This window comes from Thiorhodococcus fuscus (assembly GCF_042682685.1).
In the GTDB taxonomy this organism is placed as follows: Bacteria; Pseudomonadota; Gammaproteobacteria; order Chromatiales; family Chromatiaceae; genus Imhoffiella; species Imhoffiella fuscus.
Genome location: NZ_JBHUHX010000027.1, coordinates 34461 through 49793 on the forward strand (window position 1 = coordinate 34461; position 15333 = coordinate 49793).

Consider the following 15333-nt stretch of genomic DNA (forward strand, 5'->3'; position numbering starts at 1 on the left):
TCAGGACCGAGGGATGGAGACCAGCAGAGGTTGGACCCGCTCCAGATCGCGCACCACCTCTCCGGCCAGTCGCGCGGCGAGACGGTCGAAGGCGGCAGCCATGGCGTCCGGGGTGCTGGCCTCCACGACCTCCTCGCCGCTGTACTGACGCGCCCAGAGCGAGCGCCGATCGTCCGCCGCCACCAGCGACAGATTCAGTGTGGCCGTCACCCGGGGCGGACGGTCCGTCGGCCAGTGCTCGAAACGCTCCACCTCGCCGTTGAGCAGATAATCGGCCCTGACCCGATCCGCCGGGATGGCGACATAGCGGAAGAGTCCGGCCTTGCGAATGGCGCCGACCAGCACCCCGACCATCGCCTGAGGCACGGGCTCAGCCCAAAGCAGGTTGCGGTAGCGCGCGATCATCAGGGGCTGTTCGCGGGTGCGATAGAGGATCTCGCGTCCGCCGAGGAAACCGCGCGCCGCCAGATCGTTCACCAGCAGAATGGCCGGGGTCTGCGTTCGCGCCCGCTGAACCTGGGTCGGGGGTTCGAGCAGGTAATAGCGATCGGGCTCGATCGGCGGAGCCGATCCGCATCCAGCGACGAGCAGGACGCAACCGAGGAGCGACAGTGGCGAAATGAGGCGACTCACTGAAACCACGGCGTCCTGTCCTCCTGTTCGCGACTCTTGAGGAGGGCCTTGGGATCGTCGCGCAGCTCGCGCGACAGAACCGAGAGATTGCGTGTCGCCTCCTCCATATTGGCCAGGATCGGGGTCAGCGCCGCCGACAGCTCCTGGAGCAGATATTGGGTATCGTCGAGCGACTTCTGGAGCGCCGGCCGGTTCTCGCGCACCAGTCCTCGGATATCGGACGCCAGCGACCCATAGTTGTTCACGGCACCCTGGATGTCGCCGGTGCTCGACTTCAGCGCGGTTGTCATGCTGGCGAGATTGTCCGACATGACCCGAACCGACCCCAGTATGGCTGCGATAGCCGCTGGATCGACCGCCTCCTTGAGCCGTGCGGAGAGCTCCTGCAGATTGGCGAAGGCACCGGCCAGCCGATCTCGATTCCCGGACTGGTCGTCGCCGGTGCCGATCAGCAGCTCGATGGTTTTGATCTGGTCGCGGATGCTGGCCAATGTCGGGGCGATGGTCTCCTCGACCAAAGCCGTGATCGTCTCGGTGAGCTGGCCGAGCCGCCCTGCCAGATCGATCTCACGCCCATCGGCCTCGATGACGGAGCCATCGGCGAGCAGCGCGGTGGCGGATCCGGGCGTGATGCGGATGACATCGCCCGATAGCAGCCCCGCAGCCCCCAACTGGGCACGGCTGTCGAGCGGCACCGGCCAGCCATCCTTGATCCGAAGCCTGGCGCGAAAGCAGGGCAGCGCCGCATGACGACGCGGGGCATCCTGCGGCGGCGCAGGACAGCGAACGGCCTCCGAATCCCGCTGCGGAAAGACGGGCGTCACCCGATCAACCATGCCGATGACATAGCCCTCCTGAACCACCTGGATTCCGGCGTCCAGCCCCTCGGCGTCGAGGAAATAGGCGTCGAGATGATAGGCGCGACCGAAGAGCCCCGGCAGCACGAGATAGAAGGCACCGGCCACGACCAGAACCATCGCCAGCACGAATCCGCCGGCCAGGAGCAGATCGCGATGCTGCGCCCGTGCCCGGCGCTTGCCCGGACCGCCGATCTCGGGCGGCGAATAGAGCCGGTCGAGCCGACCGGAGGTCGAGCGATCCGGGCCGCTCACATCCGCCCCCAGAGCGCCGCCCGCAGGTCGAGTCGGCTCGCGCTGGCCGCGATCGCCGCCTCGGCGGAACCTTCGAACAGCAGACGACCGCGATCCAGCACCGCCACCCGATAGTCGGCGCCGGTGAGGATGTCGGGTCGATTGTCGGTGGCGATCAGGGTCAGCTGGGTGTTCTCCCTCAAGGTGGCCAGAACGGCCAGTGTCTCCTGAATGGCGGCCGGATCCAATCCGTCGGAGAAGCCGTCCCAGATCAGCAGGCTCGGCCGATGGATGAGCGCCCGCGCCAGCTCCACCCGGCGCTGCTGGCCGAGCGAGAGCGCGCGCGGCGGATGATTCTCCAACCCGTCGAGCTGTAGCAGCGTCATCACCAGCCGCGCCTCGTAGGCCATCTGGTCGCGGCTCAGGGGCGAATCGCGCAGCGGCAGCAGCAGATTCTCCAGCACGCTGTATCCGGCGAGGAGCGATCCACCCTGGAGCACGGCGCCCATGCGACCTCGCAAGGTCCGCATCGCACGTCCATTCAGCGCCGAAAGATCCTGCCCCAAAACCCGGATTGTACCCGCCGAAGGGGAATCCAGACCAAGGACGAGCCGCATCAGAAGCGACTTGCCCGCACCGTTCGGTCCGACGACCAGCAGCCAGTCGCCTTGCGCCATCCGCAAGCGGATATCGCTCAGGGCGGCGCGTCCCTTCACATGCTGGAAGATACCGTCCAGCTCCAGTGCAGCGATCATGGCCTCAGCCCCCGACAAGCAGTACGACCGCGAGATCCGCGAGCAGGATGGCGCTCACCGCACCGATCATGGTGCGGGTCGCGGCCTGGGCGATTCCCTGCGGATCGCGACCGGCGGCGGTACCGTGAACGGTCGCGATCAAGGCGATCAGTACGGCGAACAGCACGGGTTTGAGCAGCGCCTCGACCAGATCCCCCGAGGTCAGCGCACGCTCCAGCGCGTCGATGAAGAGCACGGGCGGCAGGCCCGACATCGCCCACAACCAGATCCCGGCGGCACCGAAGGTGACCAGGGATCCCCAGACGGTGAAGGCGAAGCTCATGAGCAGCATGGCGAGCAGCACCGGACCCAGGGTGAAGCGGATCGGATCGATGCCGTTGACCAGGAGTCCATCCATCTCGCCGCTCGCCGCCAGCGTCGCCTGGCGCACGGCCAGTGCGACACCGGCCCGTCCGGCCACCAGGATACCGACCAGGATGGGGACCACCTCCACCACGATGCCGTAGCTGACCGACAGCAGGATCAGACCCGGCAGATCGAACTGGGCCAGGAAGGACTGAGCCTGGCGTCCCAAAATGATCCCGACGGCACCCGCCACCAGCGTCATCGCCGGCAGGATGGAAAGCCCGGCCTGACGCAACGCGATCGCAAAGGCGGGCAGATCCAGACGCGAGCGGCCGACGAGGATGCTCGCATAGAGCCCGAGACAGGACGCCAGTGCCAGAAAGGCCAGCCCGAGCTGCTCGATCCAACCGTTCGAGCCGCTCAGCGGCGGGGCGGGCTCGCGCTCGGGACGCAGCATCGAATGGCGTTGGCGGATGAGCATCGCGAATCAGTACTCGAAATCCCAGACCAGACCGCGCCGACCGACCCGAACCCGCTTCGCGGGCGTCGGCGTTTCGGGCATCTCATCCAACGCGATCAGAATCTCGGCACGCTCGGCATGCCAGCGTTCGAGCTCCGCCGGGCCCGAGAGGCCGATGCGTCGCTCGGCCCGCGCGGCGAGACCGAGCAGATCCACACGGGACGCGGTGTCCGCCTGACGCGCGAGCAGATCGGCAAGCGGCTCTGGCAGAAGCCAGAAGAGCCCGGCCCCGGCGTGTTCCATGGCCGCGCGCACCAGTTGGCGCGCCAACGGAGACCCGAGCGTCGAGGCGCAGACCAGCGCCCGGTCGGGGTAGCGCCGAACCAATCGCTCCAAGAGCGGACGCAGCAGACGGCGCTGACCGCGCCGGTCGAGCGCCGCTCCAGGCGCGTCCGGAATGGCCAGGATGAGCATGCGCACCACGCCCAGCCCGGAACGCGCGAGCAGGCTCGGCACGCCGCGCACGGCGAAACGGTCGAGATCCTTCATAGGCTCCGAGAGCTCGGCGTAAGGGATCAGCTGCGGATGATGCTTGAGTGCGTTGTCGCGCTCGGGCGCATGGGTCCAGCCATCCAGATAACGGTCGGCCGCCCAGCGCTGGTGCTCGATGACCGCGAGCCCCTCGACCTCCGGCGGGGTGAAGGCGAACGACTCGACCATCTCCTCGGCCACCGCACCGCAATCGGTGAGCGCCAGCTTGGCCCAGAGATGATCCGCCTGATGCCGATTCGCCTGACGGTAGGAAACGGGGAGCGTCTCCCAGGGTTGGCCGGCCGGTTCGCGATCCGGGTTCCGCCCCTGTGCGGCGATGCTGTCGCGATAGTGCCGATGGATGGACTGTGCCATCTCGTCACCGACACCATCGAGCAAGACGCCGGGGCGACAGACCGTGCGGATGCTGGACACGGGAACGATCTGTCCGTCCCAATCGCCCACCTCGCCATCCGCCACGCCGTCGCCGATTTCGACCAGGATCGCGGGCGAGACACCCTGAACCCGAGCGATGGTCTCCCCCAACGAGCGGGCCGTATCGATCGCGCGATCCAGTGGATCCGGGAGACAGACGAACGCCTGCGTCACAGGCGGAAGCCCCTCCAGCGCAGGCCGATCGAGCCGATCGAACCTCAGATCGGCGATCTGACCGGCCTGGGGATAGTCCTTCGAGAGGGCTGCAGCCACCCGCTGAGGATCGGCGTCGAGAATGGTCACGGCCGGCCGCGTCTCGCCATACTGGATGAGGCGCAGCGCCTGGAGCAGGACGGCGGGCGCCGGATGCTCGAATCCAGCCAGGAGCAGGTGCGGGATCTGCCCGAAGCGCGGATCCATACCACGGTGCAACGGCCAGGCCGTGAGCAAGGCCCGCGCCGCCCGAGTCTCGACCGAGAAGGTCTCCAAACGCAGTGGATGACTCGGATCGAGCGGCGGCAATTGGGGCGGCGGATCGCGCCGGTGCATCAGGATAACCCGCAGAGGGGTGGTGCGAGACCAGCGCCCAGCGCGACGCCGCTCCGAGCAACGCGCGAGGATCGCCGCCGGATCGAACGGTTCGGCCAGGACCAGGGTGCGCATGCGTCTGGGGCGAATGGCCTCCAATTGATCCGGGGTGATCTGGACCGCCACACGCTCACCCTCGCGCAGTCCGCTCACCACCTGGTCGACCAAAGGGGCTTCGCCGAGCACATGGACGGGGTGCGGTCCGAACACGAGCGGCCCCGCTCAGCCGCCGAAGGTGCGCGCCAGGATCTCGGGCAGACGCCGTGGCGCCTCCGCCAGATCCAGGAACTGGACCAAGGCCCGCTCACGCGGACCCGAGGGAATCTCTGGAATCTCGCGACCGCTCCGCCAGGCATCGGCCAGCAGGTCGGCGGTGCCGCCGCTGCCGGCCAGCACCACCAGCGAACGCCCGGCCCGAAGCGCGACCGAGACATCCAGCCGGGTGATCTGACCACCGGCGGCGACGAGGGTCAGGATCGGGCGACCGGCGGCCAAGACCGATGCCGTCGCCTCGATCCACGCGGACTCATCGCCCCAGCGTGTGCCGGGCACCAGGATGAAATGGGAATGGTCGGGATCGAGCCGCGCGCCCGAATCCAGACGCGGATCCGGGGCTGCGCCCAACAGGCGATGAACCCGCGCCGAATCGGGCAGCGTGTCGGAATCGATGGTGCCGGACGCCGCGACCCCGATCAACGGGAAGCGCGCCGCACGCCGTCGATGCACATCGCCGATCAGACGCATGACCCCGAAGGCCGTGCCACCATCGACCAGGGCCGCGTCCAGACGGTCGAGACAGGGAAGGATCGACTCGAACGTCCGTCGTAGCGGATCCGCGACCGCCGGATCCAGATTGGCCGCGCCGCCGACCAGCACCAGAACCGGCATCGACCCCACCAGACCGAGCGAGGCGAGCGCCGCCGCCAACTCGGAGCGGTCGGGCCGGCATTCGGCCGCGACGGCATCGCCGGAGGGCTGGCGAGGCGCGTCCATCAGGCGGATCGTCCCAATAGGACCATTCGGGACGGAGCCATTCGGATTGAGGACAGCGCAGGCATCGGAGGCATCATTCGGAGACGTGAAGGATCTCGCCCTGCCGATCCAGCACGCTCACCCGCATCGGGATCCCTTCGCGGATGCTCGCCGAGACCACGCAGAAGTCCTCGAACAACTCCTTGCAGCGTTTAAAACGCGCGGCTTCCTTGACCACATCGGCGACGACGAGCTTAATCTCCAGACTGCCGATGCGCAGCCGCTTGCGTTCGTTGCGCACCAGGATGCAGGTCGCCTCGGCCGTCAGACAATCGTCAGGCGGCTCCTCTTTGAAGACGCAATAGAGCAGGCTCGCGCTCAGACAATTGGCCGCTGCGGCGGCCAGCATGCGCGAGGCGTTCGGCCCCTGCTGCTCGCCGAGCGGAGGCGGTTCATCCATCAGCAGATCCGGGACCCGCTTCCAATCGAACGCGGCCTTGATCTGGAACCCTTCCACCTGTTCGAGATGGATGGTGAAACGACCTTCTTCGGACATGCGACCTCCGGGATTCGGGTTCTCGACGATGAAATGGATCAGGACGGATGCGACCCTGCGTCGGCCAAGGCGAGCAAACGCTCCTGGCGGCGATGAAGCGTCTTGGAGTCCCGAGCACCGCGCACACCCGCAGCGCGGAACGAGTCGGGATCCGACACGAAGGTGCGCCAGTCACCTGCTGGGATCAGTGGACGCCCCTCCAAAGAACCGCGATAGACATAGACCCAGGCCCGACCATAAGGCGTCGGAATCGGCAACCGGTCGTAGAGACGTGGATAGTCCTCCAGCCGATCGAGTCGGCGCAGCCCAGCCCCATCGACTTCATAGACCTCGCCATGGACCGCCGTCGAGCCGCCACGCGCAAGACCCGGATAGGCCCCGAGCAGATAGAGCGTGAAACAGGGCGCGGTGCGGTGAGGGCCGAGGAAGTCGGCCCCGTCCAGCAGGTAGTGATTCACATCGCCACGCAGTAGCGTGCCGTAGACGAAGACACGGTGATGCATGGCCGGCTCAGGGCTCGATACGGGTGCCGAGCACCTCAAGGAATCGGCGCATCCATTCGGGGTGTGCCGGCCAGGCCGGGGCGGTGACCAAGGTGCCGTCGACATAGGCGTTGGAGAAGGTTTCGTTCACCTCGCACCAGGTCGCCCCCCCCAGCTCCACCTCCGGGCGTACCGCCGGATAGGCGGTGCAGCGGCGGCCCTCAAGCGCACCGGCGGCGGCCAGGATCTGCTGACCGTGACAGACGGAGGCGATGGGTTTGTCGCCGGCCGCGAAATGACGCACGATCTCGATGATGTGCGGATTCAAACGCAGATACTCGGGGGCACGTCCGCCCGGGATGACCAGGGCATCGTATTTGGCCGGATCGACCGTCGCGAAATCGGCGTTGATGGCGAAGCGGTGACCGGGCTTCTCGCTGTAGGTCTGATCGCCCTCGAAGTCATGGATCGCGGTACGCACGAAGTCGCCGGGCATCTTGCCCGGACAGACCGCGTGGACCTTGTGCCCGACCATCTGTAGCATCTGGAAGGGCACCATCGCCTCATAGTCCTCGACGTAGTCGCCGACCAGCATCAAAATCTTTTTTGCAGCCATGGGATGAGACCTCCATCGGATCGCATCGATTGGAAAGGCAAAACTATAGCATTTAGTCCCTGAGGGCTTGGACAAGATATCTCAGTGCATCCCGCCCCCGAACGCACGATCGAACACCCGCTTCCGGACAGAAATCACGCATGAAAACACCCGACCTCTGGCCACTTCTGAAACCGCTCGCCTTTCAGATGGATCCCGAACGCGCGCATCGGCACGCGCTCGGACTGCTGTCGCGCTGGTCGAACCTCTTCGACGGCAGGCTTGGCGACACCGACATCGCCCGTCGACCCTCACTGGCCGTCGAGGCCATGGGATTGCGCTTCCCAAACCCGATCGGACTGGCCGCCGGACTGGACAAGAACGCCGAGGCAATCCCCGCCTGGCAGGGGCTCGGCTTCGGTTTCATTGAGGTGGGCACGGTCACGGCGCTGGCCCAGCCGGGCAATCCGCAACCACGTCTGTTCCGGCTGACCGAAGACCGGGCGATCATCAATCGCATGGGCTTCAACAACGCTGGCGCCGAGGCGATGGGACGCCGGCTGGAACGCCTGCGCGCACGAGGTCTGTTGCAGGTCCCGCTCGGGGTGAATCTGGGCAAATCCAAGGTCACGCCCGCCGAAGAGGCCGCGCAGGACTACCGCCGCAGCTTCGAGCGGCTCGGCGAGCTGGCCGACTACGTGGTCGTCAATATCTCCAGTCCCAACACGCCCGGACTGCGCGACCTGCAACGGGTCGATGAGGTGGAGCGCATCATCGGCGCGATCCAGGAGCCCAATCAGCGTCTGAGCCAACCGCGACCGCTCCTGGTCAAACTGGCGCCCGACCTGGCCGACGCGGACGCCATCGCCTGCGCCCGCGCCGCGCTCGGGGCCGGCTGCGCCGGACTCATCCTGACCAACACCACCATTCGGTTCGACGGCCTCAAGAGCGCGACCGAGGGACTGAGCGGCGGGCTCTCGGGGCGCCCGCTGCTGGAGCGCAGCACCCAACTGCTCGCGCACGTGCGCGCCGAGATCGGCCCGGCTCCGATCCTGATAGGCGTCGGCGGAATCATGGACCCGGAAGGCGCGGCCGCCAAGCTCGACGCGGGCGCCAACCTCATTCAGGTCTATACGGGGCTGATCTATGGAGGACCGAGGTTCGTTCGCGGACTGCTCTCAGCCCTGGCACAACGAGCCCGCTAGGGAATCGTCCGACAACAGAGTCCCGATTTCGTAGGTGCCCTCCGAAACGCCTGCGGCACCCAGATATCGGGAAGCGGTTGATGCACGTTGCTCAGGCAGAGACGCAGCCTCGCATCAGAGCGGCCAGACCAGATGCAGATCGTTGGGCGGGAGCGGCCGACAGAAGAGGAAGCCCTGTCCCTCGTCACAGCCTTCGAGACGCAGGATGTCCGCCTGCTCGGCGGTCTCGACGCCTTCGGCGAAGATCTCCAGGCCCAGGCCGCGCGCCAGCCCGGAGATGGCGCGAACCAAGGCGCGCCCCCCCGAATCGGCCGCCAGGGTCTCCACGATGGAACGATCGATCTTGAGCCTCTTGAGCGGCAGGCGCTGCAGACGCGTCAGCGCCGGACTTGCGATACCGAAGTCGTCGATCGCCAGCGTAACGCCCATCGCGCTCAGGACGGAGAGATTGCCGAGCGACGCATCCGAGCAGCGCGCGAGTTTGGACTCCGCCACCTCCAGCTCCAGACGCTCGGGCGCGATGCCGTAATGTTCCAGGGTCTCCCGGATCCGGGGAACGAGATTTTCGTTCGACAGCTCGCGCACGCTGAGATTCATGGCCAGTCGCGGCACCTTCACACCGAGCTGGTCCCAGCTCGCGAGCTGCCGGCAGCCCTGTTCCAGGATCCAATAACCGAGCGCGTCGATCAGACCCAGCTCCTCGGTCATCGGCAGAAAGCGCTCGGGCGGCAGCAGACCCAGTACGGGATGGCGCCAGCGGCAGAGTATTTCGACGCCCCGCAGGCATCGGCCATCCAACGTCAGCTGCGGCTGATAATGGAGAACGAACTCCTCGCGCTTCAGCGCGCCGCGCAGCTCATGCTCCAGTTTCAAACGCTGAGCGACCCCCTCGGACATAAGCGGCTCGAAGAAGCTGAAGGCGTTGCGCCCAGCGTTCTTGGCCTGGTACATGGCGATGTCCGCGTGACGCACCAGGCTCTCGATGTCGCAGCCGTCCTGCGGATAGAGACTGATCCCGATGCTGGCGGTAATGAAGAGCTCATGATTCTCGACCAATAGCGGCTGGGTGAAGATCTCCATCAGGCGGTCGGCAAATCGTGCAGCGAATCGGGGTTCGGGAATGTCCTCGAGGACAATGACGAACTCGTCCCCGCCCAGACGCGCAATGGTGTCCACCGAGCGCACCTGATGCCCCAGAATGGCGGCGACCCGCTTCAACAGGGCATCGCCGAATAGATGCCCGAGCGTGTCGTTGATGTCCTTGAAACGATCCAGATCGATAAAGAGCAGCGCAAACTGACGCCGATAGCGTTCGGCGCGTTGAATGCACTCCAGCAGACGTTTCTGGAACAGGGCGCGATTCGGCAGTTCGGTCAGCGGATCGTGGTTGGCGAGGAATTCGAGCCTCGCCTCCGCGCGCTTGATATGGCTGATATCGCTGAAGACGCCGACATAGTGGGTCAGCTCGCCCGCATCGTCCAGGACCGAGCTGAGGGTCAGAAGAACCGGAAAGATTTCGCCGTTCTTGTTGCGATCCCAAAGCTCGCCGCGCCAATGACCTCGCTCCGCAAGCTCACGCCACATTCGGTCGTAGAAGTCGCTATCCTGGCGTCCCGAGCGCAGCAGCTTCGGTGTGCCACCGAGCGCCTCGGACTCGCTGTATCCGGTGATCTCGGTGAAGGCGCGGTTCACCGCCAGGATACGGGCCTCCGGATCGGTGATGATGACGCCCTCGGCAGTGCTCTCGAAGACGCGGGCGGCCTGACGCAGCGCCTTCTCCGCCTCGACCCGGGCGCTGATATCCTGGATGGCGCCCAGCAGCCGGACCACGGAACCGGCATACTGCAAGGGCTGACAGGTGATCTGCAACCAGCGCGGCGGATCGCTGCTGGCAGCGAGGCGCACGCTCAGATCGAAGGCGACTCCCTCGTTCGAGGCACGGTCGAGCGCGGCGCGCAGCCTGGCCGCATCCTGGGGTTGGAACAGATCGAGACAGCGGTCGACCGTGAGCGCGCTCCCCTCCGGCAGCGCAAAGAGCTCATAGGTCCCGCGCGTCCAACGCATCTCTTGGCTCGTCGGGTCCAGCTCCCAACCACCAACCTTGGCCATGCGACCGGTCGCGTTGAGGAACGCCTCGCTGCGCTTGAGCGCCTCCTCGGTCCGCTTGCGCTCCGTGATGTCGCGGTTAACCCCACGCCTGCCGAGAAACTCCCCTGTGCCGTTGAAGACCGGATTGCAGATCTGTTCGATCCAGCGCTCGTTGCCGTCACGCGCGATCAGACGGAACTCGAATCCGTCCTGGGCCGCACCATGGTCCAGCTCCAGATACGCGTGCTTGGCCTCCCAGAGCGTGCGATCGTCTGGATGAATCAGTCGGGACAGCAGCGAGGGATCGGACTCGAACGCGGCGGCCGCGTATCCGGTGATACGCTCGCAGGCCGGCGAGACGTAGAGGTAGCATCCGTTCGGCCCAAGCCAGTATTCCCACTCGGAGCTGAACTCGGCGAGTATGCGGTAGCGCTCGCGGGTCTCGCGCAATCGGCGTTCGTCGTACCGACGACCGAGAAATCCTTCGATATGGGCCGCCACCGCGTCCAGCAGACGAAGCTCCTCGTCAAGAAAGGGCACGTCCTCATCGACGAGCGGCGGCCGCTCGCGATAGACGAGCCGGATATCACCTCGGGTGCCATCCGGCAGCACCAAATCGACTCGCCGCTGCCAGTCGGTTTCGACGAACCTGATCGTTTGGACGTCGCCATCCGGCAAGCGAATCCGAGCCTCGGCGATGTCGGGGAAACGGCACGCCCAAGGCAGGCGCTCCACGACCCGCCGCAGAACCTCCTCGGCCGGCGCCTCCAGGCGCGAGGTCTCGGCCAATATGTCATGCAGCGCCGACAACTCCTTCAGACGCTCGCGCAGCTTGGATTCGCTGCGACGCAGACGCGCGGTCGAGTCGTCGAGGGCGCGACGCTGAGCGACCGAGTCGGTACGGTCGATCACGGCACAGACATAATGTTCGATCTCGCCGAGCGAGGTTACCAGCGGGGCGATGTGAAGATCCCCGATGAAACCACCCGTCCGACCGTTGCGGAAACGGACCTCCGGTAGCTCCACCCCATGGTCGGCGTGCAGATTGGACCAGGCATCGATCACGGAGGCACGATCGGACTCTTCGAGCAAGCGGGCGAAGAAATGCTGCCGCAGATGGGTGCCGGCCAGCCCAAAGAGCGACTGGGCGGCCGGATTGGCCTCCAGCACCAGCCCCTTGCGATCGATCACCAGCTCGGCCACCGGCAGCGAGTTGAAGAAGGAGGCGAAGCGCGCGAGCGCCTCTTGGATCTGATGCTGACCGCGCTGCAGCTCCTCGTTCTGGATCTCCAGCTCGGCCTGATAGATGCGCTGGTTCTCGATCAGCGATGCCAGATCCTGATCGGCCTGTTCCAGCGGGACGTCGGCCAACTTGAAGCCGCCCTCGCGCAAGCGTTCCGCCGCACGCCGACGAATCTGCTCGGCGGACACCTCGGTCAGGTCGTCGGTATCGGGAGCCGTGCTCGAACGCAGGTCGTGCAGAGCCGAAACGCCATCATTTCGCATGCGGCTCACCTGCCCACTTGGTGACATCGATGTGGCTCACCACCACCCCACCGGCCGAATGCGCGATCGGTGCCGCATGCATGAGGAACCAGCGTGATTTTTCAGGCGAGTCGCAGGGATATTCCATCAAGAACGACGAGGTCTCGCCGCTCAGCACCCTTTTGAGGCCCTCGCGCGCCTCGCCCGCCTTGGAATCCTCGGACGCCAGATTGAGATCGCAGGCGTCGAGATAATTGACCCCCACCCCCGAGCGCAGCAGCTCGGGATCGCCGTTCTCGGCGGCGAACCGGCGCCAGGCGCTGTTCACCAGCGTGATCACGCCCTCGCGGTCGAGCACCGCCACATGCTCCGGCAGCGAGTCCAGCACCGCCTGTAGACGCTCCACATCGCGCAGGCTGTTGATGTCGACGAAGGTCGCGACCGCGCCGCGCGATTCGCCGGAGCGCATGAAATAGGGCAGGACCCGCGCCAGATAATGCCGGCCGTTCGCGGCCTCGATCTCGTGCTGCAGCATCTCGCCGGAGTCGATGGTGCGGCGCAACTCCGAAATGAAATTGGGAGACTGCAGCAGATTGCTGAAGTCGTCGATCGGGCGCCCCAGATCCGAGTCGCGGATCTTGAAAAGCGCCGTGGCCTCGGGGGTAAAACGCGTCAGACGCAGCTTCGAATCCACGAATAGGGTCGCGATCGAGGCGGCCTTGGCCATGCCGTCGAGGTCGGCGTTGAGCCGGTTGAGGATCTCGATCTTCTCCTGATTCTCGGCATTGACCGTGTAGAGTTCCTCGTTGACGGACTGCAGCTCCTCGTTCGAGCTCTGCAGTTCCTCGTTCGAGGCCATGAGCTCCTCGTTGGTCGCCTGCAATTCCTCGTTGGCCGTCTCCAGCTCCTCGATCGTGGCCTGAAGGCTCTCGCGGGTCGCCGCCAGCTCGCGCTCCAGATTCTCGATGCGCTGGGCGGTCTCGCGATCGAGACTGATGACCTCGATGTCGGCCGGAGACGTCTTGGTCTCAACCGCAAGGGGATCGCCCTGGACGCGAGCCCCACCCTCTCCTTTGACATCCAGCTCGACCACCCCCTCCGGCTCGAACGAGAGCAGCAGATGGAGTTCGCCATGTGACGGCTCGACCGGCCGTGCCACCAGACGCAAGCGCTCGACGCCATGCTCGGAAAGGGCGACCCCGAGCAGATCCGAACGTAGCGGCGCCCGATCTCGGGCCGCCTTGTAGAGCAGTGCCTTGGCGATCGACACCAGGGTATTGGGTAGGAGCTTGCCGAGATCCAGGCTGACGCTGCCCTCCCCGATCCTCAGGTAATGCCCGACGTCGCCGAAGACGTGCAGCAGATCGTGCCCCTGATTGAGCAACAGGCTCGTGGGCGCATAGGTGTGCAGCAACAGTGACTGGGCCGCCTCGATCACGGCGGCATCGCTGACCGGGGAGTGGGAATGAACCGGCGCGCGCGGCTTGGAACCGGCCCTGGCGTGACGCGACAGCGGCGAATTGGCGAGGTCCAGCGGAAGCGAGACATGCCGCAGGATGCGATAGATCTTGTGCTTCGAGCTGACGGCCGTGAAGTCCGTCTGCAGATTGGCGATCGTCTCGCTCGGTCCGAGCAGGAGAAAACCGCCGGGCGCCATGGCATATTGGAGCCTTCGCAAGGCGCGCTCCTGTGCCTCCGAGCGAAAATAGATCAGCAGATTGCGACAGGACACCAGATCCATCCGGGTGAACGGCGGATCTTCGAGCAGATTGTGCCGGGCAAAGATGATGCTCTGGCGAATCTCTGGACGCACCATGAAGTGATTGCCGCGGCGCGTGAAGAACTTCTCCAAACGTTCGGGCGAGAGCTCGGTCGTGATCGCCTCGGAGAAGACGCCGGCTCCTGCGGTTTCGACGTTCTGAGGCTCGACGTCTGTGGCGAACAGCTTGAAGTTGGGCCAGCGCCTGTCGCGCTCGAAGGCCTCGGCGAAGAGGATCGCCAACGTATAGGCCTCCTCGCCAGTCGCAATGCCCGGGGCCCAGACCCGGATCGGCTGATTGTCGCCACGCTCGGCGACGATGGTCTTGATGGCCGTCTCGGCGAGGGTATCGAACGTCTCGGGGTCGCGGAAGAAGCTGGTAACGGGGATCAGCAGCTCGCGACGCAAGGTGGCCAATTCGGCTCGATCGGACTCCAGCAATCGCGCGTAGCTGAGCAGATCCGGGGTCTGTCGCACCTGCATGCGCCGCTCCATGCGCCGCATGACCGTCGCCGGCTTGTAATCACGAAAGTTGATGCCGCCCGAGTGCTGAAGGAGGTGCATCACCTCCTCGTTGGCATTGTCCTTGTCGATCTCGTGATAGAGCACCGGGGTACGGATCTTGGCCTGGGGCAGCTGATGGATGTGCGCCACCAGACGCGGTCCCAGCTCCTCCGGGGCCATGATGGCATCCACCAGCCCCGTCGCGATCACGCTTCTGGGCATGCCGTCGAACTTGGCCGATTCGGGGTCCTGGGCGAGCAGAAAGCCGCCGGAGTCGTTGATGGCCACGGCCCCGCGCGTGCCGTCCGATCCGGTACCGGACAGGATCACACCGATCGCGCGGTTGCCGAACTCCTTGGCAAGCGAGCAGAAGAAGAGATCGATCGGAAGCGTCAGTCCGCGCGGATTCTTGGGGCTCAACCGCAAGGCATCGCGCAAGACGGTCATGAGACTAGCCGGCGGGATCAGATGAACCCGGTCGGCCTCGATCCGCATATCGTGCGCGACCGTGACCACCGGCATCGAGGTATGGCGCGCGAGCAGACTGGCCATCATGCTCTTATGATCCGGCGACAGATGCTGAATCACCACGAAGGCGGCCCCGGTCTTTTCAGGCATCCCCTGAAAAAAACGCTCCAGCGCATCCAGCCCGCCGGCCGATGCGCCGATGGCCACGACATAGCCCTTGAACGGGTTGGACGCCTTCCCAGGAGGCGGCGCCTCAAGGTGATCGGTCTCTGTCGCCTCTGACATAGGATGAACTTCCGCAGTGACTGCTTGATCTAGGGCCTAATAAGACGCGCGGTGCCACGCACCGCGACGGCATAAAAGCATAACGGATCCAGAATC

General features: G+C 65.6%; 12 protein-coding genes. 1 reads left to right on the top strand and 11 read right to left on the bottom strand.

Features of this window, described 5'->3' with window-relative positions; translation table 11 throughout:
• The 9 genes from ACFSJC_RS11555 to ACFSJC_RS11595 form a co-directional block, all read right to left on the bottom strand.
• Nucleotides 1–633 carry an ABC-type transport auxiliary lipoprotein family protein gene (locus tag ACFSJC_RS11555; RefSeq protein WP_386026795.1) on the bottom strand — a complete coding sequence of 211 codons (633 nt, stop codon included), beginning with the start codon at nt 631–633 and terminating at the stop codon, nt 1–3.
• Nucleotides 630–1745, bottom strand: a complete 1116-nt coding sequence (locus ACFSJC_RS11560; RefSeq protein ID WP_386026797.1) for an MlaD family protein — start codon at nt 1743–1745, stop codon at nt 630–632. The genes ACFSJC_RS11555 and ACFSJC_RS11560 overlap by 4 nt, the downstream gene beginning before the upstream one ends.
• Entirely contained in the window at nt 1742–2479 is a 738-nt protein-coding gene (locus tag ACFSJC_RS11565; RefSeq protein ID WP_386026798.1) for an ATP-binding cassette domain-containing protein, read from the bottom strand. The genes ACFSJC_RS11560 and ACFSJC_RS11565 overlap by 4 nt, the downstream gene beginning before the upstream one ends.
• 4 nt (nt 2480–2483) lie before the next feature.
• Nucleotides 2484–3305, bottom strand: a complete 822-nt coding sequence (locus ACFSJC_RS11570; RefSeq protein ID WP_386026800.1) for an MlaE family ABC transporter permease — start codon at nt 3303–3305, stop codon at nt 2484–2486.
• 6 nt (nt 3306–3311) lie between these two features.
• Nucleotides 3312–5048: a RyR domain-containing protein gene (locus tag ACFSJC_RS11575; protein ID WP_386026802.1), complete on the bottom strand. Its 1737-nt coding sequence runs from the start codon at nt 5046–5048 to the stop codon at nt 3312–3314.
• Nucleotides 5049–5060: 12 nt separating this feature from the next.
• A complete protein-coding gene (locus tag ACFSJC_RS11580; RefSeq protein ID WP_386026803.1) occupies nt 5061–5831 on the bottom strand; it encodes a hypothetical protein in 771 nt (256 codons plus the stop codon).
• Nucleotides 5832–5904: 73 nt separating this feature from the next.
• Nucleotides 5905–6366 (bottom strand): OsmC family protein, encoded by a 462-nt coding sequence (locus ACFSJC_RS11585; RefSeq protein ID WP_386026805.1) that lies wholly within the window; start codon nt 6364–6366, stop codon nt 5905–5907.
• A gap of 38 nt (nt 6367–6404) precedes the next feature.
• Nucleotides 6405–6869, bottom strand: a complete 465-nt coding sequence (locus tag ACFSJC_RS11590) for a gamma-glutamylcyclotransferase family protein (protein WP_386026807.1) — start codon at nt 6867–6869, stop codon at nt 6405–6407.
• Nucleotides 6870–6876: 7 nt separating this feature from the next.
• On the bottom strand, nt 6877–7464 hold the full coding sequence (locus tag ACFSJC_RS11595) for a DJ-1/PfpI family protein (RefSeq protein WP_007038842.1): 588 nt from the start codon (nt 7462–7464) through the stop codon (nt 6877–6879).
• A 140-nt stretch (nt 7465–7604) separates the two neighbouring features.
• Here ACFSJC_RS11595 and ACFSJC_RS11600 point away from each other — a divergent pair, with 140 nt between their 5' ends.
• Nucleotides 7605–8648, top strand: coding sequence for a quinone-dependent dihydroorotate dehydrogenase (locus ACFSJC_RS11600; protein WP_386026809.1), 1044 nt, complete (start codon nt 7605–7607; stop codon nt 8646–8648).
• A 114-nt stretch (nt 8649–8762) separates the two neighbouring features.
• On the opposite strand, the gene ACFSJC_RS11605 is transcribed toward ACFSJC_RS11600, so the two are convergent.
• Nucleotides 8763–12242 (bottom strand): bifunctional diguanylate cyclase/phosphodiesterase, encoded by a 3480-nt coding sequence (locus ACFSJC_RS11605; RefSeq protein ID WP_386026810.1) that lies wholly within the window; start codon nt 12240–12242, stop codon nt 8763–8765.
• A complete protein-coding gene (locus tag ACFSJC_RS11610) occupies nt 12232–15237 on the bottom strand; it encodes a chemotaxis protein CheB (protein ID WP_386026812.1) in 3006 nt (1001 codons plus the stop codon). The genes ACFSJC_RS11605 and ACFSJC_RS11610 overlap by 11 nt, the downstream gene beginning before the upstream one ends.
• Between the last annotated feature and the right edge of the window lie 96 nt (nt 15238–15333).